Genomic DNA, 23,479 nt, shown 5'->3' on the forward strand with positions numbered 1-23,479 from the left:
TGAGCCAATTTTGATATTCTGTTGTCCATGAATCTTTCAATCTAACGATATTTGTGGGTGATAGTCCTTTAGCATTTTCTCCCAAAATTGCCTCCAGAGCTTTCGGAAAATCTAGGGTGGATATTCCTTTAAGATACAAAGCAGGAATAACCGCATCTATACTTTGTGTCCTTCTCAAATAAGGTGGCAAAATCGCACTTGTGAACTTGCCATTGTCTCTATGTCTTATTCTAGGCAGGCGAATTGCAATTGGGCCAAGACCGGTTTGAATGTTTTTTTCTGGTAAGTAACCATTTCTTACTGCAGGAGATTGATGGGTAAATTCTTTCGATTGTTTGTAAAGTTCCAGATATTCAGCTCTCTTTTTTTCACCTCATACACAACTTTTGATCATATCTCGACTCTACCGTTTTAAAATGACGTCCATCGCGGATTCCGCTTTCGACATCTTGAATCCATTTCTTGGCTAACGACTTTGTTCTGAAAGATGATCTTTGAGATGGATACCCTCTAAGCCTCACTTCTGCGTGAAATGAAGTGCTTCCGTCTTTTCGTGTAACTTCCCTTATTGTGCCCATAATAACCTGCTATTAGTAGAAAATTTTAGAATAATAGAGCATAAATAGCAACAAGGGATATCATATCCCCTGTGCAAACATGTCCTTGTGTATCTTTTAATGATGATTTTTGTATAGAAATTCGATATTACGCACTTTTTACGCACTTGGAATAAAAAATTACCTTTTTGCGAAAAAGAAAATAAGCAATTTACGTTACATATGTCACAGTGGTCACAGAAAAAAAGGGGGATGGAAAATGTCGAATGAAAAGACAGAATTATGCTGGTCTTATCTGGCGGAGTGCGTAAAAATTGCGTATTGCAAGAGTTTACGCAATTGATTGCGTAAACTCTTAGATCTAAAGTACTGGGAATAAAAGATGCTCGGAACTGGACTCGAACCAGCACGGGATTGCTCCCAAGGGATTTTAAGTCTCCATAGCCTTCATAACGCTGCGTAACACAGCCTAACTTTGATGCCTACAATATAGCATGAAAGAGGGTTGCCTTCCAGAAAAATATGCGCAATTGTTCCATTTGTTATGAGAAGTCGCGAATCTCCTGACCCAGGAGAGCCCAAAAAATATCAAGTATAGAGAGGTTGATTTGAGATTTTGAAAACACAAATTCTGCACGATAACATGCATGATGTTATCGTGCAGAATTTGCGTTATTACAACATCTTTATTAACGAAGGCAGAAAAACAATTACAAAATTTCCCAAGAGCCGGTCTTTTTTGATCCAGATCGTCGAACCATTCCCATTTCCTTCAATTTTTGAATATTTCGCATAATTGTAGTCCGATCCTTGCCAAGCTTCATCATAAGAAATTCATAAGACACTTTTGAATCCTCGCGAATAATGTCCAAAATTTGCTCCTGCAAATCGGATAAAGGTGCATTTATAGGTGCATTTTCAAATTCAACTTGCACCTTTAATGCATCTTTATTTTTCAAGTCATGCACCTTTATTCTTGTTACTATAGAGGTGAAAAGACACCCATCTCGATCATCAGTAAATTGAATTTGCGGCCAATCTTGCAGCGCACGCCTTACTCCAGTTCCAAGGCCTCGATACGGAAGCAACCCTTTAGCAGCAAAAGAAGCTAAAATGGGGTTGCGTTGAATAGAATTTCCCGCGCGAATTTTTTCGATAGTGAGATGGTCGGGTAAATTGCCTGGATTAATGATCTCGATTCGATCCTCAAAAATAAACAGCCTTATAGGTGCACTGACGAAATAATCGCGGTGAATCAAGGCATTGACTAAAAGTTCTTCAAATACAACTTGAGGAATTTCTGGTGCCCCAATTGTGTTAACTCCCCTCTGTTTTTGAATTTTATGTAAATTTCGCATGATGAACGACAACGCTCCTTGGAAAATAGCTGGAAGCGCTCCCTCAAAATCTTCACTATCTAAATAACTATCGCCTATATTTGTACCAGCAAACGTGACGGCTTTAACTACAAATTCTGGTTTATAGAGCTGTGGTTTATCACCAAACAAAAGAAGACCGGCAAGATTTAGCTGGTTATTGGTGGATAGGTTCATATTTTCGAGAAGTCTAAGCCTTTCCGTACTTGAATCAGGTAAGACTTCATGAAAAACATCTCTAAGAAAATCCTGAAGGTGCTTTGAATTTATAACCTCGACCCCCGCTCGTGTTGGAACTTCGTCAGCATGTATGAGATCTACTTCCTGAAAAAGACGTCTTAGCTCCTCTTTAGAATGAATCCTTCTTTTGTCTGCTCCGCTTTTTAACCAAATGACACCTTGGTTATCAAAATAAGGTTTATCGATCCCTTCGGGAACCGTCAACACAATCACCACTCGATCGGCTCTTACAGAAATATTTTCCGTATGAATCGTAATCGGACTTTTTACATGCTGACTCGCACTATTGCTGATAAGTTGATTGATCCTATCTACATCCATGCTAGAAAGGCCAACTAAATCCCCTTTATTCGATACACCAATGAAAATGTAACCACCACGCGAATTCGAAAATGCCACCATCTCTGCAGCTAAAGAATCCCCATTGCGAATATCTTCTTTGAATTGGTGACGACTATCTTCGCCTCGTAAAATGACTGTTTTCAGGTCGTTTAGATCCATAAAATTTCTTTTGTAGCCGAGCTAACAATATGGTATTCGTAGTTTTTTATGGGAAGCATACCAGAGGCTCTAGGTTTCATCCATCAAAAATATCAGCACGTGTTAGGACGTAAGCGAAAATTCTGCATCTCCCTTGCCACCACTTCCTCCTAATCCCCTAATTTTCTTTTACATCCCTCAACGTCCTTTAAGAAATTATGAATTGTTTCAAAATAAACATCTGAGTCGTCATAAAAGGCACAGTGACTTCCATTTTCACATACTTTTGTTCTAGAATTTGGAATCAACGATCCCATTTTTTCTAAATCATTCGGGTCCATTGCATCATATCGTCCACATATAAGGAGGGTAGGAATGGTAATTTTTGGGAGATCAGCCCATCGACTCCAGTCTTTAGAATTACCCGTAATTATATATTCGTTTGGACCCTGAATTACATTATAAACTTGAGTATTTAAATGACGAAATGATCTTAAAAGGGAATCTGGCCATGGTTTTAACCGACATAGATATTTAGAATAAACTTCATCAAATAAAAGCTTCTCATAGGCTGGATTTTGAGTATCACCAGCTTCTTCATATAATTTTAAGCTGTTTTTTATTGACGAAGGTAGATTTGAAATTAAATGATTATAATGTGTGACATAAGAATCTGCGCTCCCAGTAATCCCAGCAAGGATAACTCCTTTTAAATGACTTTGATACTTTAAGGAATATTCAATGGCTAATAGACCTCCCCAAGAATGTCCGTAAAGATAAAAATCATTGAGATTTAATGCTTTTCTAATTTGTTCTACCTCCTCACAAAAGCGGTCAATTGTCCAAAGAGATGGGTCGTTTGGTTGATCGGAATGGTATGAACCTAACTGATCATAAAAAATTATCTGAAATTGATCTTTAGAAAAATAATTCTCCATACACTCAAGGTATTCATGTGTGTGACCAGGTCCTCCGTGCAGTGTAAGTATTTTAACCCGATCATTTCCTACACGTTTTGTCCAAACCTTAAAGCCGTTATCTAAATGAACAAACTCTGCTCCATTTAATTTAGCCGCCTTTAAATCTTCTTCAGTTTCTTCTGCAAATGCAAAAGATCCAAAAAATAGCGTTATGAATATTGACAATGATATTTTTAAAAGGTTGAACATAGTCAAAATTTCTTATAATTTATTTAGTTTTAACAATTAATTTCAAATCCAGATATTTCGCTCAATTTCTAAACAGACACATTCAAGCGGCGCTCCATTACATAATTTGTGAGCTCTATTCCAGCAAGAACCACTGTTTGCTTGGAGACAGTATTGAAGCCATGTTTTTCAAAAAACGGTTTCGCAGTGATACTCGCTTCTACAAAAATACGAGCAATATTAAGCGCACGCGCTTGTTCAAGAATGGCTCCCATTAGTGCGGCCCCAACCCCTTTTCCAATCCAATTGTGATGGCAATAAAAACAATCGATATGTCCGTCTGGTATAAATTCAGCAAAACCTACTATTATGTTATCAATAATTGCAACAAATGGGTTGGTCCTTTCAAATTTCTTTGCCCATCTACTCGACTCCAGAGTAGTCTCAGGAGCCCAGACTTTAACCTGTTCTTCTGTGTAATGTTGAATATTAATTTGATGGATGGTGTTGTAATAAATATCTGCTAAAGCCTGAGCGTCTTCAGGTTTATATTTTCTAATAATAATTTTTTGTAATGTCATCGAAATTCTAGTTTTTAAATTTAATTTTTAATTAAGAGATAAAAAATCATTCGGGTAGAATCACTTTAATGGCAAATTTCAATTGAATCAGCTAATTTTAAAGCCACCTGAGCAAATTCCCAAAAAAATTCTGCTGGCAGAACGCTATCATTATTAGCAAAAGCGCTAATATAGTATGACCACTCTTTGAGAGGAAGAGGTGGTAAGATCTTATTCTCTTTCTCTGAGCTGAGCATGTTTCCAATATTTTGAGTCCCCAGCGCCAAACGTGCAAAGTTCATTTTTTTTGCAATTAGAAATCTTGTCATTTCTTCTGCTGTAGGGTCTTTTTGCAAATAGCTTTGCAACAACAAGGCATTCTCATTAGAATTATAATCCATGAGGATAGAATAATATGCCAGATCCTGAAATGGATCGGTATACATGCCTTCGCTCCAGTCGATAAAGTAAACTCTTTGATCTGAAGCTAAAATATTGCGTGGACTTAAGTCTCCATGAGTATTCGTTAAACAGGATCCAAGACTTTGTAGCTTAGTGGATCCTTCTCGAATAATAGTCATGGCAGATTCAAAGATGTTACGGTTGTTTGATTCTTGTAAATGTTCCTGATAGAATTTTTCCATACGTTCTTCGAAGGAAAGTGCCATAAATGGATTTTTTGGTAGAGTATGTACTTTACGCATGGCTTCTGCCACTCTTACTATCACGTCGTGTTTTTTACTTGTCTCAATATTGAGCGTTCCTCCGGCAATATAGTCCATTAGAATAGCATGCCCGTCTGCCCCTATCCAGTAGATTGCAGGGGCAATCCCAGATGCTGCGGCATGCTGCATTGGATAGAGCTCTGTTTTGACTCTAAGAGGAGGTTCAGATTCTTTGATCACACGTAAAACATAATTTTTTCCTGCGACATCCAAAAGTAAGCTTGTAGCAGAGTAGCCTCCTTTCAGTGGCTTTATTTGGATGTTCCTTCGTTCATGCACATCAAAGTAATCATGTATGGCGGTTTTCACCTGACACATCAACCATGGTGACATTCCATCATAGATCTCCTCTGATGCGATCGACGGGACATGCTCCACCGTTAAAATTGCAACAAAAGGCCATATTCTATTTAAAAGTTTCATGAAAGCTACTATTTCATTAGCTGTTGAGTTTCAATTTTAAAAATAGGGCCGTGTTGAGATTCATTTTTCTAAGTTTTTTACTGTGCCAAGGAATTTTAGAATCTCCGAATCGACCATAATGATAACGGCGCATAACGCCACCTAACTTATCGAGAGAAAATATAGTAGACAATTAGCTTTCATGATATCAAAATATTAGCATTTGAATGAGGAAATGCCAAACTTTTCATGACTCAATACAGAAAGAGAAAAGAGATCATGTCTTTAAAATTCAACGATTAAATTATGCATTGCACCTCAATAATGGCAAGTGAAGATGGGGTAGGCCAAATATTTGTTAGTTTTAAATTAGAAGCATCCAACAACCTCTCCCATTCATTTTGAGTACGTTCTTGGCCACCAAATAACGCGAGCATAAAGAGGTCAAAATCTTTACTTTCATGAGGAATATTACCTTCAGGCATTACAGCATCAATAATGAGCAGTCGACTCGTAGATCTCATTGCTTTTGAGCAATTTTTTAAAATTCTTATACATGAAGGGTCGTCCCAATCATGCAAAATTCTCTTAAGCATATATAAATCTGAGTTTTCGGGAACTGATTGGAAAAAACTTCCACTTGCAAATTTTCCACGTGACGAAAGACCTTGATTTTGAAGAAAAGTTTCTACTCGATCCTTCAAATGAGCAAGTTCATACACAACACCCTGTGATGACGGGTTTTTCTTTAAAATTTCAGCTAATAAACCACCACTGCCACCTCCAAGATCTACGATTGAGTGGCAAGTAGAAAAATCAAAGCTATTTGCGATAAGAGCATCTTCTTTAGCGGATAGATTTGCCATACCCAAATCAAAAGATTGCGATAACTGTTGGTTTTTGGCGATATAATCAAAATAACCTACACCGTAGTGATGATTAAATGCTGGCTTTCCTGTCTTTATGCTATAAAGTAAGTCTCCGTAAGCATTCCATCGTGATTCATCTTCTTTCATCAAAAGCAATCTTACAGAGTCTGGATTTGATGTAACCAATAACTGAGCAAGGGGCGTTAAGGCAAATGAGTTATCTTGTTCTTCTAAAAATATGCCATGACTTGCAAGTGTGCGTAACAACCGATAAAGAGGCTGTGGTTCAACATTAACTGATATGGCCAGCTCATTAGCGCTTTTTGGACCTTGTACCAAATGATCTGCTATGCCTAAAGTAGCAGCAACATGAATTGCTCTTGAAAGTACGTAAGCATATGACATTTCGGTGAGCTTATTTTTATTGTCGACTATATTATTTTTCATAGTTTGATTCATTTTAAGTACATCCATACGGATTTAAGGGTTCAAAAAACCTTGCACAAATAGAAAATATGGCTTGCACTCCGACTCTGGTTTTAAGCTTAAATTTTATGGAGAGTTTCAGGTTAAAAGCAAGCTCTTTTGTTCAGAGAAACACTACGCATTGCGAAGCACAAATACAGGGAATAATTAAATCCTTTCATGAAGTATTCCTTGCTAAGCAATCAATCCTCTTCCTCTTTATCTGGTTTATAGGGAAAACGGTGTCCGTTATCAGGGACCATTAAAATAGGCCCATTACCAAGATTCTCAGGAAAAGGATCATGTGGACTTTTCATTATAATTAACCTTGGCCTGCTTTTAGCATTTGAAACAGATTTTTTGAGCTTGGCCAGTCTATTTTTATTTATTCGCTTCAAATTTTAGATCTCTTCTGTTCAAGTTCGTTAAGGGTATGTTCAAATTCATACAGCTCAATAGCAGTCGCATGGATATTCAGAATTCTGGCCAAAACTTCTCCTTCAGAGGGAGTGATATTTCCATTAGCAATAGCTTGAGTAACGCATTGTATAGCTTTCAAAACATCGTGAGAAGTTGCGATCTCAGGCAGCTGAATGTTGACGGACCCATCTTTCTTGGGTGGTAATAGTCTATCCAAAATAATTTTAGCGGCGTACATGTCACCAGCTTTTGCCTTTTCAATCACTGCTTTGCAAATAGATTCGACGTCAGCAATAAATAGGTGTTCGGCCATCAAGCTTGCTCTATTTCTAGATCCTTTCGGTCTTCCTTTTGGATTGCCTGATTGCCCCTTTTGGTATCGAATTTTCTGTTTTTTGTCTGTATTATCAGGCATTTTCCATCCACAGCATTTACTTTTTGTAAAATTCTAGTCCCTCTAAAACCCACCTCCTCAAGTCTACACCTTTCAGATAGGCATCGCCAGGGCTTTTAACCAAAGGTGCAGGCCAAGCCCTAAGGTTTGCATAAGTCGATCTCCAGTAGCTAAAGGCGTTCTTGCCTGACTCATCGAAGTCCAAAGCGAACAGAATGAGAGAACTTTTGAGTAGATGGAGATGAGTTTCCAAATCGGGTTTCTTGGATACGCCACCCAAAGCGAGGCTAGCGCAAAAGTCATAAGCTTCTTGATGCAGCAAAATGGCATCAAACTCGGACTCTACAAGGATAGTTGCTATAGATTCTTGAATGGAGCCAAAACAAGAAAGTTGCTTGCTGCTGCCAGACACCTCTACATATTTCGGCAACTCATCATCAGCATGCCAGTTAACTCGGCGTATTTTCACCTTCAGCATCCCTTGGGCGATACTATGGTAAGGAATCACAATGCCAGCCGGAAGTTCCATAAAACCTTCAAAAGCTAGGCTATTATTTAGCAGATGCGAGGCGTCATTTTTTTTGTTTTTTCGAGGTTTATTCATCGTTTTCCTCCTCAAGAATATACTGGTTCATTTTATTCAATGCTTGCGCAGTGGAGGAAGTGGATAGATGGCTATAACGCTTAACCATGGCCAATGTTTTATGGCCCAAGATAGGCGCGATCTCTAATGGCGTCGCTCCATTCATAGCTAAATGTGAAGCACCTGTATGACGAAGCGTATGGAAGCAGATATTAAGGCCGATACCCTTGATTACTTTTTTCCATGAAGTCATAAAATCGGCCGGCTTAGTTCCATCCAAAGAGGGAAAAACATACTCGCTCGTCACAATTCGCTTAGATTGTTCTTTTCGCAAGCAATCGATGACGACATCGCTCAAAGCAACAGATCTCGTTTCTCCATTTTTAGTATCTCTAAATGTCATCTTTCTCCTATCAAATTGGATATCTCTCCATTTCAACGATAAAATTTCACCTTTTCTTGCACAGGTTGTTAATGCAATGAGAACTATTGGGTAAAGATAAGGGCTTTTACTTTTCTTGCAAGCGGAAAGCAAACGAGAAATTTCCTCTTTCTCAAGAAATCTATCGCGTGCCTTACCTTCTTTTGAGCGCCTAATCTTAAGAGCGATGTTTTCACTGCACCATCCCCATTCCTTCACGGCGATCGTATAGACATGGGTTAAGGCAGCTAAATAACGATTAGCTGTAGACGTGCTTCTAGGCTTACCTCTACGGGAAAGTCCATGAAACAGCTTGTCTCGCACTTCGATAATCAAAGCTGGAGTGATGTGATTGAGAAAATAAGAACCTAAATGAGACTTCCACCACAAAAGCTGCATCTTTTGCTTGGCAAGGCTTTTAGGCTTTTTAGGAAGTTCATTTTCGATGTAGCGTTCGATCAGATTACCAAAAGTCCGCTCTAAATCTTCCTTTCTTGGAAGTAGGCGACCTTCGCGAATGCTGTCCTCCATTTTCTTAGCCCAGGCAATCGCCTTAGATTTCGAATTGAAGGTGTCGGAAACTTCAGGCTTTCCTTTGAAACGGATGCGGGCCCGATAGACTTTTTTCGGTTTTTTACCAGCTTCGGCTGGTAATATTCTTTCTTCAATATATGCCATGCTAAATCCTCCTATTGATTTTCGCAGTGGCCCTGTAGAGCCACAGCGTTTTGCACCAATCGTTAGGAGGTTATGCAGCATTTGCATAACTCATTGAGTTATAAGATTGCTCGGAACTGGACTCGAACCAGCACGGGATTGCTCCCAAGGGATTTTAAGTCCCTAGTGTCTACCATTTCACCATCCGAGCAGATGAAGAAACAATAAGGTACTTTTTTTGCCTATTAATCGTCAAATAAAATTCGCTTTTCCCAAAAAATTTAGGGCAATGACAGGATTTGACCTGTGATTGCCCCCATTCATTACACAGATTCAACCGGTAAAACAGTTCTTCCATTTTTAGCGAGAACTTGGTTTTCTTGCTCAAACAGCTCTTTTGAAGCAAATACGACTGTAGTAGCTGTAGACATTTTAGGAAGAATATGCGTTTGCACAGCATTCTGCACATCTTCTTTGGTCAAAGCCAGTAAGCGATCTCTAAAAGATTGTCTAATCTCGGGAGTTTTTCCTTGAATCATCCAATCATAAGAAACACTGGCTCGACTTCCAGGAGCAACGGGAGAATCCATGCCCTGCACAATTTCAAACTTCGCTTCTTCCAAATCGGAATCTTCAAAATCTCCACTCAAGATACTTTGTACGGCTTCATCAAAGGCATTGAGAGAGCTTGCAATATTAGGATCGCGGTAAGCAAAGAAATAAAATTTGCCTGTTAAGGAATTACAGGAAGCTCCTCCTCCGTACGCCCCCCCTTGCTCACGCAATTTGGGATGCAAAATCAAATTGTCAAAAAGCGGTGCCACAACTGCTAAAGCGGGCATATCAGGATGCGTGTAATTCAATGTCTTAAACATCATACTCGTGAAAGCAACTGGCGATGAAATCGTGCGCCCTTGTGAACCAGCTTTAATTAACTGATAAGATGAGTGATCCCAAGACGTAAAAGACTTCTCAGGAAGTTGATCTAACCCATAAAATCCCTTTGCTTTTAAATCTGCATACTTTTCTTGATCAGATGCTAAAATAAGATGAGCCCCTTTCAAACCTGTGATTTGATTTTGCAAGGTTTGCAGTTTTTCAATAAGCCAATCGACCTTTGTATCAAAATTAGAAGCCAATTCTTTGATTTTCCAGAAATATTCCAAGCCGTAGAGTGAGTTAGCAATGCTTGAACCAATATCCAAACCGCTTGCAGAAAGATTAATGGCATACTTTAAAGCATTCTGATTGATGCTCATTTCCAAGCCAGTGTAATGCTTGGCTAACAATTCTTTAATTCGCTCTTTGTCTGTTAAATCAATAGAAGTCACCATCTCTTTTAAGAGAGGAAATAGTTTATCTGTTTTACGTGAAAGCGACTTTCCTCGAATCAGAAAACTTGGTGTAAAAGCTTCTGCATGATCAACTTTATGGGTAAAATTGAGAATCGTGTCAATTCCACCTGTATGGGCTTGAATATACTCAAGGTTTTCCACATAAGACCGCCCTCCACATCCCATTTGAGGCATCAAAAGAGTGAGTAAACGAAGAAGATAGAGATCTTCTTGGGCAATTTTTGGCAGAGGGAAAACGAGTTCTGCATAAACAATTTGGTTGGTAAAGCAGGGATGTGAAAAAACGTCCAATATACCGACTTTCTCTTTTGTCAAAGGAAATACCTGCGATTTTTTTGGCACATCCGATAAAGAAACGGATGGGAGAATATCCACATCTTCTTCTTTCTCTTGATAAGCTGCTAGATCTTTGGCTTGTTTGGCAATTGTTTGTTTTTCTTCAGGAGTTAATTTTTCTTGAATCTGCTTTAAAACAGCCTTTTCATTTTCTAATTCAGCCGCCGCCAAACCTTTATCTGGCGTCATGATCACTGTTGCCCGATGCTGATTGCCAATCAAATGTTTTTCCATGACATCTTGTAATAGATTTGGATTTTTTTCCAATTCTTCGCGAAGCGTATTAAATAATGAGTGAATCAATAATCCATCTTCTGCTGATGCTCCGTGCTGCTTCATCAAAGCACTTCTAAAATAAAGAGATAGGCCATAAGGGGCATGATTTCCGGTTATCTCTGTTCGATGAAATTCAAGCTGATGGATCGCACTTTCAATCAAATTCCAAGGGATTCCAGCCTCTTTAATTTCTTTCAAAACTTTTAAAACGATTTCTTCGAGTTGCTCAACGTTTCCTTTTTCACATCCCTTGAATACCAAAATATAAGGAACTTCGCTAATTTCTCCATCCAAGGAGGATGTCACTTGTGTACATAAACCTGATTTTAAAAGTGGCAATTTAAGCAAGGCGGCATCTGTATCCATCAAAATAATATCTAAGATGGTTAAGGCCAACAATTCTTTCTGCTCTAGAATATGTGTTGTTAGCCACCCTAGACCAAATATTGTTTTTTTCTCTTCAGACTCATCTTGACCGATGGGATAGCTCATCTCCACTTTTTTTGGTGCCGTAAATCGTTTCTCCCTTGGCAAAAGGGACAGAGGATCTTTTTTACGACTATTTACCAACGCATTTTTTGTAATAAAATCTAAATGACCAGCTAAAGGCATGTTTCCATAAAAAAAGAATAAGCAACGACTAGGGTGATAGAACTCTTCATGAAAATGACGAAGATCTTCATGTGTCAATTGAGGGATCTCTTTTGGATCTCCGCCTGAATTAATTCCATAGGTCAGAGTGGGAAAAAGCACACTCGACATGGCCTCGGATAAACGGGCTGTTGCCGAAGATAGAGCCCCCTTCATTTCGTTGAATACCACACCTTTAAATTCTAACGGGGAATCGAGATTTGATGGATCTGTAAAGTCCAGTCGATGCCCTTCTTGTAAAAAGCTAAGATAGGCCAAGTTGGGTTTAAAAACGGCGTCCAAATAAACATCTAATAAATTATAAAAATCTTTAGACAATTGACTTGCAGCAGGATAACAGGTGAAATCAGCGCCCGTAAAAGCATTCATAAATGTATTTAAACTGCGGTGTGTCATGCTAAAAAAGGGGTCTTTTAGCGGAAATTTCTTGGATCCACAAAGCACGAGATGCTCTAAAATGTGCGCAACCCCATTAGAAGTCTTGGGAATTGTTCGAAAAGATAAGCAAAACATATTTTCAGGGTCATCGTTCGCTAAATGCAAAACTTCTGCGCCTGTTGGTGTGTGAACTAACTCCACCAAATCGCAATTAATTTCTTTGATGGGAATGACCTTTGTTACGACGAAATCCAAATATTTTTGTCCAACGGTATCAAACGAAATAGGAGATGACATAAAAACCTTTATTGATGATAGGTTTGCCTAATAAAAGCTAATAAATAGCCTTGAATATAAAGAAAATAGCAATGCTAGAAGATTGTTTCTTTTTTTACCAACTAACCGTATAAAAATCTGCAAGAGTGAGGGAAAGTGGGGTGATCTTTCCCTTTACATTATGCACCTTGGTGCTTTATTATTTTACATAGGTAATGGCTCTTTAAAGCTTGAGTTATCATCAGTTCGAGTTAACGCAAAACTTTCTATTTGACTCAGTGTTTTTCTCTCATCCAAGCTAGGACAAATCGAAAGTATTAATTTTTGAAACCGGAGGAAAGTCATGTCTGTAAATATTGCGATTAATGGATTTGGACGAATTGGAAGACTAGCATTCAGAATTGCCTCGAAACTTAACGACATCAACATTGTCGCAATAAATGATGTTGTTCCCGCTGATAATCTTGCTTATCTTTTAAAATTTGACTCTACGCATGGCAGATTTGATGGAGATATTTATGCGGAAGGAAATCATATCGTTGCTAACGGGAAAAAAACAATTGTACTTTCAGAAAAAGACCCTGAAAAACTGCCATGGAAAGATTTAAAAATTGATTATGTGCTTGAATGTACTGGTCTCTTCACGACTCCAGAGCTTGCGCAAAAACATTTGACAGCTGGGGCTTCTCGAGTCATCATTTCAGCACCCGCAAAAGGAGATATTCCCACTTTTGTGATGGGCGTAAACCATCAAAACTATAACCCAGAACTTCATCGAATTATCTCAAACGCCTCTTGTACAACTAACTGTTTGGCCCCGATTACAAAGGTTTTATTAGATAATTTCGGTATTGAAGAAGGTTTAATGACCACTGTCCACTCAGTGACTTCTAGTCAACCAACCGTGGACGGACCTTCTAAAAAAGATTGGCGCGGAGGACGCGGAGCAAGTCAGAATATCATCCCAGCCTCTACAGGAGCCGCTAAAGCTGTTGCTTTATGTCTCCCTGAAATTAAAGGGAAATTAACGGGGATGGCTTTAAGAGTCCCCACAGCCGATGTTTCTGTAGTAGATTTAACCGTTCGCTTAAGTAAACCTACTTCTTATGAAGACATTTGCAAAGCCATGAAATTGGCCTCTGAAAATGAAATGAAAGGAATTCTTGCTTACTGCGACGAACAAGTTGTTTCAAGCGATTTCATCAGCAGCTCTTATTCAGCTATTTTTGATAAAGATGCTGGTATTGCCTTGAACGACTCTTTTTATAAAATTATTGCATGGTATGACAATGAGATGGGATATGCATCCCGAATTGTCGATCTTGTAGTTTACATGGCATCTCGAGAGCATTTAGCTGCACAACGATAAATGAATGTTGGTGCAAATATAAAGCTCTAGAACATTAAAAAAATAATATTCAGAATGCTGAGTGTTCGTTTACTCATTGATCATTCTCTCGTTATTCTGAATCATACAAACCTTAAAATGGATGGAATGCATACGTGGATTTTACACGAGAACCTATTATAGAAACTGTTATTACCCCTCGAGAAGGGTGCAAAATAGTCGTCCGCAGCAGTAAAAGTGTTGGGCAGGAAGAATATTTTGTTGATGCAGTAGAAGTCGTATCCTTTGGAAACTCATTTTTCTTTCGGTCTCTTGAGCGACCTAAGGCTTTTTTAGTCCCTGTCACTGATTACGAAATTCTTGAAGTTAGAGAGACTCGCATGGTCTTGAAAAGTGTCGGATTGGATCGTTCAATTAAAATTGGCGGAGGCAAGGAACAAGCTCCTAAGTCTTATAAAGAGCCTGCTGCTGAAAAAATGATCGAATCAACTTCTGATGAAAGCGCCGAATCAAAAACAGAAGAACCTTCTGTCGCCGCTAAAGGCGAAACACGTTTAGATAAAAAACGGGATCGTAGACGTCATTATAGACGTAAGCGAGGAAGGGAAGAAGGAAAAGAAGAACAAACTTTCGATGAAAAAGAAGAAGGTGCCGAAGGCGAGATCAAAAAAGAAGAAAAGAAAATTGATCTCATTGCGCCTTTAGATTTAGGTGAAGAAATAGAAGGCCTTCCTGTACAACCTGCAGGATCTCCTACAACATCTCTCTTTTCATCCTTGTTGGCTCCCCCTCCAACACTTATCTCAGAGACAATTGCCCTTTATAAAGAAAATGAATTGTTTAAAAATGTTTTCTTTACACCTAAGAAAGATCTTAAAGAAGAGCAAGAAGGTGAAAGTTCTGAAGGAGAGGAAAAAATTCCTCTAGAGCTACCTTTGACCTCTCAAGATTCAGATTCACAAGCCTTTCGAGAAGAGGAGAACGAATTTGATAAAGATCCCTTTCGGGATTTGGAGCAACTGGAAATCGCTTTCCCTCCTCTGGAAGAAGGTATGGTCGAAGAATTGGGGCTTTACGAAGAAGAAATCGAAATAGAAACGCCAGAAGAAGAAACTCCGGAAGAAGAAAAAATCCCTGAAGAAGCTTCTCATGAACCTGAAGAGGTTAATCATGAAGAAACCACTGAAAGTTGTGAGCCTGAATCTCTCCCAGAAGCTGTAGAAGAAGAACAAGAAGATGAGCATGCAGAAGAACATTCTGAAAACAATCATCATTTTAATTCTTCAGCGTCTAACGATAGCCAAGCTTAACTTTAAAATCAGCCCCCTCTCACCCTGACGAGAAGGGGCTTTCTCAGTTAATTAATCTAGTAAAACCACTTTCCCACTCACTAGCTCGTAATATCCCCCAATGACCTTGATTTTATTCTCTTTCATAAGCCTTTTAACTACAGATGTTTCTTTTAATTGTGCAACAATCGCTCTAACATTTGCTTTCACTGCATTAGCAAGTAAATCTCCTTCTTTACCCCGAACAGATTGAATAGCCGGCTCGATCAGTGCAGCAACAGCTTCGATATCTTGGGTTTGCTTATTTAAAACAGCATTTACAGCTCCGCAACTTTCATGTCCCAAAACTAGAATGACTGAGGAATGTAGATACTCCGCAGAAAAATCGATACTATCGACTTCAACAGGGCCCGCAACATTTCCTGCCACTCTCACAATAAAAAGATCCCCAATTCCTTGGTCAAAAATGATTTCAGGTGAAACGCGAGAATCTGCACACCCTAAAATGACTGCAAAGGGTTCTTGTCTAGAACCAATAGCTTCTCGTCTAATTAAATTTCTGTCGGGATGTAAAAGTTGGTCCTTTACATAGCGCTGATTGCCTTCCATCAAACGTTGAATAGCTTCATCAGGCGTTAACGCACAACCAATTGCTGAGAGCATCAGCATAAAGGCCAAGAAAGAATAAATCGCATTCAGATTCATAGGAGCTCCTTTTACATATGTTAAAATCTTATTTTCAAACTATGCGTTGTAAACAAAATTTTCAACCTGTTCCTGCATCGAAATATTAAAAGCTCACCTTTTTGCTCTCTACTATGTGAAATTCTTTACTTAGATTCTTTTAAGCTTTCTCTAGCAGCAGAGGCAAGCAAAATACAATTGAACGATTCTTTTCTGGGGATCTACTCTTATTTAAGGAATTGCACTTCTTCCATGGAAAATATCATTCCAAGGCTCTTTATTCCCTATCAAATAAAGGAAACCGAGACCGAACATCTAATAGCCAAAAATGTTTGGATCTAAGCACTCGCTGTACCAAAATATTTGATAAGCAAGAATCTCAAATTTTAGTGGAATGGGTTGGAAAAGTATGCACAGCAAAAAGACCTTCCTTCGTAAGCTTAGCTAACGATAGGAAGGTCTTCGATAAGACAATCACTGTGTCTTGCGCGAGTTATTTATCTTTATCATCGATAATTTCAACTTCGGCTTCCTCTATTTGATCATCATCTTTTGAATGCTCGTGGTGATGGCCGCCATGTGACTGTCCACCTTCAAAAGAAGAAGATTGCTGATGAGCTTGGCCTTCATGAGCTGCTGCGGATGCATGAGCACCTCCAGCTGCACCAGCTTTTGCCATCGCTTCCCCGATGTGTTGCATACTCTTTTCAAGATCTTCTTTAGCTGATTTGATACGAGCTGAATCAGTGCCTTCAAGAGCTTTCTTTACAGCATCAATTTTACCTTGGACTTCGCTTACAATCTCTGCTGGAAGCTTGTCTTTGTATTCATCAAGAGCCTTAGAAGCACGGAAAGCTTGAGAATCTGCTTCATTGCGAATTTCCACTTCCTCTTTACGCTTTTTATCTTCTTCCGAATGTAATTCCGCATCTTTTAACATGTTCTGAATATCTTCTTCACGCAATCCTGACTGCGCTTCAATACGGATTTTTTGTTCTTTCCCTGAAGAATTATCCTTCGCTGATACATGCAAGATTCCATCCGCATCGATGTCGAATGCGACTTCGATTTGAGGAACTCCACGTGGAGCAGGAGGGATGTCAGCCAAATCAAATCTGCCGATTTCTTTGTTGTCGTTCGCCATTTTACGCTCCCCTTGGAGAACTCGAATGGTCACTGCAGGCTGATTGTCTGCGGCTGTTGAGAAGACTTGTTTCTTTTGTGTTGGAATTGTGGTGTTTCTTTCAACTAGTGGTGTCATAACGCCACCCATCGTTTCAATTCCAAGCGTCAAAGGTGTCACGTCCAATAGAAGAACATCCTTCACATCACCCGCTAGAACTCCACCCTGAATCGCAGCACCGACAGCCACAACCTCATCTGGATTTACCCCTTTGTGTCCTTCTTTACCGAAAATGGATTTGACCACTTCTTGCACGGCAGGCATACGAGTCATCCCGCCAACGAGGATAACTTCTCCGATATCGTCCTTTGAAAGACCGGAATCCTTTAACGCTTTGATGCAAGGCTCACGTGTACGGTCAATAAGTTCTGCTGTTAGACTTTCCAACTTTGCACGGGTCAAATTCAGTGACAAGTGTTTAGGGCCTGTGGCATCCATCGTGATAAATGGCTGATTGATCTCTGTGGACTGTGTTCCAGATAATTCAATCTTCGCTTTCTCTGCTGCATCACGCAAGCGTTGCAACGCCATTTTGTCATTGTGTAGATCAATACCTGTTTCTTGTTTGAATGTTTCAAGCATCCAATTCAAAATCGCATGGTCAAAGTCATCACCACCAAGGTGCGTGTCTCCGTTTGTCGCTAAAACTTCAAAAACACCTTCCCCAATCTCAAGAATCGAAATATCGAAGGTACCACCGCCAAGGTCGAATACCGCAATTTTTTTCTCGGTTTTCTCTTTATCTAAACCATAAGCGAGCGCGGCTGCTGTTGGTTCTGGGATAATACGCTTAACATCTAAGCCTGCAATACGTCCCGCATCTTTTGTGGACTGCCGCTGAGAATCATTAAAGTAGGCAGGCACTGTAATCACAGCTTCTGTTACTTTTTCACCGAGATAAGCCTCTGCGGTCTCTTTCATTTTGATCAAAATTTGAGCCGCAATTTCTTCTGGCGTTACAATTTTGCCTTGAACTTCAAAAACAGCATCCCCTTTTGCATTTTCGGTCACTTTGTAGGGCACTGTTTTGATTTCGTTGACGACTTCGCTGTATTTATGTCCAATAAAACGTTTGGATGAGAAAATGGTGTTTTCTGGATTTGTCACTGCTTGACGTTTTGCAGGGATGCCCACCAATCTTTCGTTTCCTTTAAAAGCAACGACTGAGGGTGTTGTGCGGCTTCCTTCCGCCGAAGCAATCACCTTTGGAACTCCGCCTTCCATCACAGCAACGCAGGAGTTGGTTGTTCCAAGGTCAATCCCAATAATTTTTCCTTTCTTTTTATTCATATGATCTCCTTTTATCTCTTGCTCTTTTTATTCGGTTTGTTCGGAAGTTTGGCCATTGACTGCTTTTGCGACTTTAACACGGGCAGGTCGAATGACTTTATCTCCCATTTTGTAACCTTTCAAATTTTCTTCTACGACAGTTCCTGGAGCGAACTCGTTTGTTTCTACCATTTCAATCGCTTCATGGAAATGTGGGTCAAATGGCGTGCCGACGGAAGTCATCGGGATGACTCCATTGTTGGCTAACACATCTTTAAATTGATTCAAAATCATTTCAAATCCAAGAGCCCACCCTTTGACTTCGGGGGACATCTGATCTTTAAATTTTAAAGCATTCTCCATGTGATCAATCGGATTTAAAAAATCTGCGATTACATTCTGAATAGCATACTGAATGAGTTCTTGCCGTTCTTTTTGCAGTCTTTTTCTTTGATTGTCCGATTCCGCAAGTATGCGCAAATATTTATCTTTATTGTCTGCGGCATCTCGGCGAAGAGCTTCAATTTCTTTTTCATCAATTGAAATAACCTTTGGCTCTGCCTCTTCTTTTTGCGGAGAAGCATTTGCTTCGCCTTGGTCTGCATGACACTCATGCGAGCACGCACATTCCGCATTCCCATTATCCATTTCGCGTTCATCCTTTTCATGATTTTTATTGTCGGCTTTTGCCATGGTAAACCTCTTTTCTTAAGCTATTACTGCATCCTCGCCAGTCTTACCGCTTATCTTCTAACAAAAAGCTAGAGTGGTTAAAAAGCGGAAGTTCTTTTTCTGACGTGGCTCGGTGAGGCTGACGAAAACTAAGTTTAAATTTAAAAACATGTCTGGTCAGCGTTTCGCTAATATATTCTGAAAAAACTTTTAAAATTCCAAATAATCTTCGATAGGGCATTTGCACGGGACCTAAAATCCCGATAGCACCTACATTATGTTGATTAATGCGATAGGGAATCGCAAGCACACTGCATGTGGGAGTCTCGGTAGAAAACGGAAGTAAATCCTCTCCTATCCAAACTTTTAAGCGATTATGCTTCATGCAATCGCGCAAGAGCAATCGCATGCTTTGAGCATCTTCGAATAACGCCAAATTTACTGCAAGGGATGTGGGTGTCTGGTAGTCTGCATAGGTCGCTAGTTTAGAAAATCCTGTACGGTAGACTTCTTCATCTGTAAAATTGGAGTAGCCGACGATATAGCGAACCATCAACTCATTATACATTTTTTGCCCTAAGAGCTCTTCTTCTTTTGTCAAGGAAGTGGGCTTATCAAGTCCTGTCAAACGCCAATGAAAGTAAAGCTCAAGCCTTTTAACAGTAAAAGCATTTAATTTCTTGTTCACGTAAAGGATTTCTGTTTGAATGATTCCAAATCCTGTCACGAGGACGCATAAACAGCGGGAATGATCGATTGAAACGAGCTTTAATTCCACTAAGTAATCTTGATCAAAACGAGGAGCCGATAAAAAAACGGCTTGATTGCTTAATTGAGATAACGTTTCTGCGGCGTACTGCAAATAAGAGGCTATCTCGCGCGTCTCAACTTGCCGTAAAGCCTGTAAAACTTTTTCATCTTCGGGCGCAATAACTGCTGCATCGATATATTCCTCGGTATAAAGTCTAAAAGCTTTATTCGTTGGAATTCTTCCACTAGAAGCATGCTGCTGAGAAAGATATCCCTCTTGCTCGAGATTTGCAAAGTAATTGCGAATAGTCGCGGAGCTAATATTATCAAATCCAGCTCCTTGCAAAGTATGCGAACCGACGGGTTTCCCTGTATTGAGGTAAAACTCGACCAATCCCAGCAAAACTTGCTTTTCTCGACTAGACTTATGACTTTTCTTAGAAGCGACTGGCACTTTCACAAAAGCTCTCCTTGTTTTCTATACCCAAGTATACAAAGAAAGCAAAAACAGGTCAAGTCAGATTTAGCAGTCTAGGTACTTAAGTGCTGATTTCCTTGTTTTGCAAGGCTTTTCCTCTCGGAGGATAGAGATGTTCCTCCTTTTGCTCGAGCAAAAGAGGAAGGATATCAACAATCGAAGGAAACCAAGAAACGCCGCGCGAATACACTAAATCCGATGCAATGGAACAGGCAACGATCGCTTTTTTGTGGTGTTCTGGAATTTCACGCAACAAGTCTTCCTGAAATTTTTCTCGCAGAGTTGGCAAGCAATAACGTAAAAACCGACGAATTAAGGGATCATGTGGATCTTTCGAAAGTTCCATTTCATCGAGAAAATCCAACAATTGATAGGTAAACTGATTGATCCGTTTAGAGATTAGCTCAGATATATCCGTTAAATACCCCCCTTGCTCCGCCAATGTACGCAAAAGCAGCTGCGCCTCGTTAGATGCACATTTTTTTAAACGGTCTAAAATCTCCATGACAAGTTGATCTTTGTTGGCGATAAACTCCTCATCACTGAGAGCCAAACCACATAAAATTTCAAAAGAAGAGCAAATCACACCTGTTTTATTGGCGGAACTATCTTTGACTATCAGAACCCCATTCTCTTCTAAAAAACGACGAGCTTGAGGTGTTAAATACAGATTCGCTCCTTCAATAATCAAACGAGAAGTCGGAATCCCTGTATCATCCAAGAAATCATCGATATTCGATTGATTTAACGTACGCGGCCTTCCTCCTGACGGAATAAAAACGTCTGTTTTGGTCTGATGCACGTTATGCCTTAACAAATGATTCATATCACTTCCAGAAATCCAGTCTTCCACCAACTTACCATCTTGCTTTTTCCAACAAAGCACCTGCTGAGTAAAAGCTGTTTGACTTCGTTTTGACTCCTTATCGACTAAAAAGCCCCCATCATTCAATTTTTCTGGTGGGTAGTAACGAATGGACTTTCGTTCTTTAAAAAGCTCGACTAAAATGGACAGATCCAATCCATAGGGATCATGAATGGTCCCAGAAATATCGGTTAAGGCTAACAACTTAGCTGTATTTGGAAAATAACGATGTAAATTGCAAATCTGATTACCCGCCACATCGCCATCAGGCCCACCAGACATTTTCACTGTAAATTTATCCTTCGTGGGATCAATCCCAACAAAGCGAAGCAAAGCTTCCATGTAGACGTTCACACCTAAAGATGTCACACCATACTCTTTGTGGTTAATCCCTACGATAGGCTTACCTGAGATAAATGCACCGCCCGGTTTATACCCATATTTCTTGCTAAAAGCGGCAATCCATTGAATCATGGAATCGTGCATATTTTCGTCCGGCCCTAAATAAATATATTCAGGCCTTTTCCAATAATCAACAATATACTTGGCTCGCAATGTGCCATCGGGATTACAATTGACAATCGTTAGCAGACTTTCAATATAGGATCTCTGAGCCTGATAAAGAAATTCCTCTGATTGCTCTTTTCTAAACATTTCGAGGTTCTCTTCAATCCCCAACGGATCCGTTAAGGAAGCCTCTAATTCTTTTTTCAAGATCAACGTTTCCGAATCTAAACGATCGAATGGCTTGATAAATAGAACCCCCTTCGCTCCCCCTTCTGGAATATCTTTATTCTTTTTATGTTGAGTATAGGCTAAGTTGTAGCATTCTGCGAAGACCTTATTTCTTTCACTTACCATGTGTTCTGTCTGAGAAGGGAAAACCGTTCTTAATCCACCGCGCGATAAATCTTTAAAGCGAATATGATAACCAAAAAAATGCATCCCTTTGATGAAAATAATGGCGAAAGGAAGCTCTGGAAATTTCTTTTGTCTATCAAAAGGAATATCATCCAGATAATGGGGATCCAATCGAAAACTTAAAGCGGTATAGTTGACGCGATAGAAATTAGTTTTATAGCAATAATGCACCAAATTCATTCCCTGCCTTAAAACATTTTTACGACGCAAGTCATTCTCTTCATGTCCCGTATCCAAATTCGCGACATCTTCCAAGAACTTCTTCCGAATTTTCAAATACGCTTCTACATTGCAAGTATCTGGATCGAATTTCGATTTAAATGCCTCACAAATCTGTGCCGTGAGTTCGGGATGTCGACACAAATCCTCTTCTATTTTTTCAGGTGTATACAAGTGTGCATCGATATTCATCAATCCCTGGTGAATAAAGCTGACGGCGGCTCTAAGAAAATTCCCCATCGCCCCCGTGATGACGCCTCTACTAATTAATTGCTGGTCGATTGCATCAAAACTCGCGAAGTATTTCACTGTCACAAATTCACGTAAAAAGTTAGGGATATCGGCCACATCCCAAGCAGCCTCTCCGTTACTTCCATGCAGGCTTAGCACCATGAGCAAAATGCTATTTTTACTGTAGGGATCGATATAGCATGCATTGACCCTTTTCATGACAAGTCCATGCCGCTGAATGGTACGCGCTAAACGATATAAGAAATTGTATTTTGGAGTATTACGCCATGCCAAAACGATTTGCATCGAAGCCGACCCTTTTTCTTGCCAATCTTCATTGTAGCGAACTTCATATTGGCAATTGTCGCGTGTTTTGGCTCTGAAAAACATGTCTAGTGCCAGAATCAAACGATCAACAGGAAGAGCGCGTAGAAAACGATTATTGATCCCTGATAAAAGGCGCTCAAATTCTTCATCCGAAACTTGCGGATTACGCTCTTTCACAAGCGCGCGTAATTCCTCTTTTTCTTTAGGGGGATAAGCTGGAGCCGCTGGCTCAATGGCTTCAGTAAAATAAAGCGAGGCGATGCGTAAATTAGCGGTTACACCTGGAAATGGCAATGCAATTTTGGAAACGTACGTTTGATAATTTTTGATTCCGTACAGAGCATAATCTTTCAAAATACGTAAATCAGCATCTGCACTGTCTAAGCACATCACAATAGCGGCGTGCTTTAAGTGGATGGTAGAAAAAAACTCCTGGACGTGGAACCCCATTAAACTGTGGGTGATCAGCATAATATTTTCTTCGCTGATATCTTCAAAAAAAGCAGGGGACATGGCGCGTTCAAGCCACTGATAATACCCCTGAAATTTCTGGCTTTCATTTTGCACAGCGATGGCAAGTTGCTCATGAGATAATGTAAGAGGCTTTGTATTTTCCATGCGAGCTCCTGGAGCAAAGAGAGTCTTTTTAACGATTAATCCTAATTTGGATCATA

General features: G+C 39.7%; 16 protein-coding genes, 1 tRNA gene and 1 pseudogene. 2 read left to right on the forward strand and 16 right to left on the reverse strand.

The window, feature by feature from the left end; translation table 11 throughout:
- From AOM43_RS13110 to AOM43_RS09735, 11 genes and pseudogenes are all read right to left on the reverse strand, one after another.
- Positions 1-355, reverse strand: a pseudogene (locus tag AOM43_RS13110) (transposase); the annotation flags it as partial.
- Between the two features lie 912 nt (positions 356-1,267).
- Positions 1,268-2,674: an RNA-binding domain-containing protein gene (locus AOM43_RS09690; RefSeq protein ID WP_059360030.1), complete on the reverse strand. Its 1,407-nt coding sequence runs from the start codon at positions 2,672-2,674 to the stop codon at positions 1,268-1,270.
- 149 nt (positions 2,675-2,823) lie between these two features.
- Entirely contained in the window at positions 2,824-3,822 is a 999-nt protein-coding gene (locus AOM43_RS09695; protein ID WP_079978264.1) for a proline iminopeptidase-family hydrolase, read from the reverse strand.
- A gap of 68 nt (positions 3,823-3,890) precedes the next feature.
- Positions 3,891-4,382 carry a GNAT family N-acetyltransferase gene (locus AOM43_RS09700; RefSeq protein ID WP_059360032.1) on the reverse strand — a complete coding sequence of 164 codons (492 nt, stop codon included), beginning with the start codon at positions 4,380-4,382 and terminating at the stop codon, positions 3,891-3,893.
- A 65-nt stretch (positions 4,383-4,447) separates the two neighbouring features.
- Positions 4,448-5,509: a phosphotransferase gene (locus AOM43_RS09705; RefSeq protein WP_059360034.1), complete on the reverse strand. Its 1,062-nt coding sequence runs from the start codon at positions 5,507-5,509 to the stop codon at positions 4,448-4,450.
- A gap of 278 nt (positions 5,510-5,787) precedes the next feature.
- The gene (locus AOM43_RS09710; RefSeq protein ID WP_059360036.1) at positions 5,788-6,816 is read right to left on the reverse strand and encodes a methyltransferase; all 1,029 of its coding nucleotides are present in this window, start codon (positions 6,814-6,816) and stop codon (positions 5,788-5,790) included.
- 400 nt (positions 6,817-7,216) lie between these two features.
- Positions 7,217-7,657, reverse strand: a complete 441-nt coding sequence (locus tag AOM43_RS09715; protein ID WP_059360038.1) for a DUF5681 domain-containing protein — start codon at positions 7,655-7,657, stop codon at positions 7,217-7,219.
- A 16-nt stretch (positions 7,658-7,673) separates the two neighbouring features.
- On the reverse strand, positions 7,674-8,240 hold the full coding sequence (locus AOM43_RS09720; RefSeq protein WP_059360040.1) for a toprim domain-containing protein: 567 nt from the start codon (positions 8,238-8,240) through the stop codon (positions 7,674-7,676).
- Complete coding sequence (locus AOM43_RS09725) at positions 8,233-9,318, reverse strand: tyrosine-type recombinase/integrase (RefSeq protein WP_059360042.1); 1,086 nt, start codon at positions 9,316-9,318, stop codon at positions 8,233-8,235. The genes AOM43_RS09720 and AOM43_RS09725 overlap by 8 nt, the downstream gene beginning before the upstream one ends.
- A 107-nt stretch (positions 9,319-9,425) precedes the next feature.
- Positions 9,426-9,508 (reverse strand) — tRNA-Leu (locus tag AOM43_RS09730).
- Between the two features lie 112 nt (positions 9,509-9,620).
- Entirely contained in the window at positions 9,621-12,590 is a 2,970-nt protein-coding gene (locus AOM43_RS09735) for an insulinase family protein (RefSeq protein ID WP_059360044.1), read from the reverse strand.
- Between the two features lie 322 nt (positions 12,591-12,912).
- On the opposite strand from AOM43_RS09735, the gene gap reads away from it, so the two are divergent.
- Positions 12,913-13,938 (forward strand): type I glyceraldehyde-3-phosphate dehydrogenase, encoded by a 1,026-nt coding sequence (gene gap, locus AOM43_RS09740; RefSeq protein ID WP_013924470.1) that lies wholly within the window; start codon positions 12,913-12,915, stop codon positions 13,936-13,938.
- Positions 13,939-14,072: 134 nt separating this feature from the next.
- Entirely contained in the window at positions 14,073-15,227 is a 1,155-nt protein-coding gene (locus tag AOM43_RS09745; protein WP_006341394.1) for a hypothetical protein, read from the forward strand.
- A gap of 51 nt (positions 15,228-15,278) precedes the next feature.
- On the opposite strand, the gene AOM43_RS09750 is transcribed toward AOM43_RS09745, so the two are convergent.
- From AOM43_RS09750 to AOM43_RS09770, 5 genes are all read right to left on the reverse strand, one after another.
- Positions 15,279-15,911: a carbonic anhydrase gene (locus AOM43_RS09750; protein WP_006341395.1), complete on the reverse strand. Its 633-nt coding sequence runs from the start codon at positions 15,909-15,911 to the stop codon at positions 15,279-15,281.
- Positions 15,912-16,383: 472 nt separating this feature from the next.
- On the reverse strand, positions 16,384-18,363 hold the full coding sequence (gene dnaK / locus AOM43_RS09755) for a molecular chaperone DnaK (protein ID WP_006341396.1): 1,980 nt from the start codon (positions 18,361-18,363) through the stop codon (positions 16,384-16,386).
- A 27-nt stretch (positions 18,364-18,390) separates the two neighbouring features.
- A complete protein-coding gene (grpE, locus tag AOM43_RS09760) occupies positions 18,391-18,990 on the reverse strand; it encodes a nucleotide exchange factor GrpE (protein ID WP_408633521.1) in 600 nt (199 codons plus the stop codon).
- Positions 18,991-19,078: 88 nt separating this feature from the next.
- Complete coding sequence (gene hrcA / locus AOM43_RS09765) at positions 19,079-20,224, reverse strand: heat-inducible transcriptional repressor HrcA (protein WP_013924468.1); 1,146 nt, start codon at positions 20,222-20,224, stop codon at positions 19,079-19,081.
- A gap of 79 nt (positions 20,225-20,303) precedes the next feature.
- A complete protein-coding gene (locus tag AOM43_RS09770) occupies positions 20,304-23,423 on the reverse strand; it encodes an NAD-glutamate dehydrogenase domain-containing protein (RefSeq protein ID WP_006341399.1) in 3,120 nt (1,039 codons plus the stop codon).
- Between the last annotated feature and the right edge of the window lie 56 nt (positions 23,424-23,479).

The sequence above is a fragment of the Parachlamydia acanthamoebae genome (assembly GCF_000875975.1).
Classification (GTDB): Bacteria; Chlamydiota; Chlamydiia; order Chlamydiales; family Parachlamydiaceae; genus Parachlamydia; species Parachlamydia acanthamoebae.

What these genes read in the sequence shown, in the direction of transcription:
- AOM43_RS09690 (WP_059360030.1), bottom strand. Translation starts at nt 2,674, where the DNA reads ATGGATCTAAACGACCTGAAAACAGTCATTTTACGAGGCGAAGATAGT.
- AOM43_RS09695 (WP_079978264.1), bottom strand. Translation starts at nt 3,822, where the DNA reads ATGTTCAACCTTTTAAAAATATCATTGTCAATATTCATAACGCTATTT.
- AOM43_RS09700 (WP_059360032.1), bottom strand. Translation starts at nt 4,382, where the DNA reads ATGACATTACAAAAAATTATTATTAGAAAATATAAACCTGAAGACGCT.
- AOM43_RS09705 (WP_059360034.1), bottom strand. Translation starts at nt 5,509, where the DNA reads ATGAAACTTTTAAATAGAATATGGCCTTTTGTTGCAATTTTAACGGTG.
- AOM43_RS09710 (WP_059360036.1), bottom strand. Translation starts at nt 6,816, where the DNA reads ATGAATCAAACTATGAAAAATAATATAGTCGACAATAAAAATAAGCTC.
- AOM43_RS09715 (WP_059360038.1), bottom strand. Translation starts at nt 7,657, where the DNA reads ATGCCTGATAATACAGACAAAAAACAGAAAATTCGATACCAAAAGGGG.
- AOM43_RS09720 (WP_059360040.1), bottom strand. Translation starts at nt 8,240, where the DNA reads ATGAATAAACCTCGAAAAAACAAAAAAAATGACGCCTCGCATCTGCTA.
- AOM43_RS09725 (WP_059360042.1), bottom strand. Translation starts at nt 9,318, where the DNA reads ATGGCATATATTGAAGAAAGAATATTACCAGCCGAAGCTGGTAAAAAA.
- AOM43_RS09735 (WP_059360044.1), bottom strand. Translation starts at nt 12,590, where the DNA reads ATGTCATCTCCTATTTCGTTTGATACCGTTGGACAAAAATATTTGGAT.
- gap (WP_013924470.1), top strand. Translation starts at nt 12,913, where the DNA reads ATGTCTGTAAATATTGCGATTAATGGATTTGGACGAATTGGAAGACTA.
- AOM43_RS09750 (WP_006341395.1), bottom strand. Translation starts at nt 15,911, where the DNA reads ATGAATCTGAATGCGATTTATTCTTTCTTGGCCTTTATGCTGATGCTC.
- dnaK (WP_006341396.1), bottom strand. Translation starts at nt 18,363, where the DNA reads ATGAATAAAAAGAAAGGAAAAATTATTGGGATTGACCTTGGAACAACC.
- grpE (WP_408633521.1), bottom strand. Translation starts at nt 18,990, where the DNA reads ATGGATAATGGGAATGCGGAATGTGCGTGCTCGCATGAGTGTCATGCA.
- AOM43_RS09770 (WP_006341399.1), bottom strand. Translation starts at nt 23,423, where the DNA reads ATGGAAAATACAAAGCCTCTTACATTATCTCATGAGCAACTTGCCATC.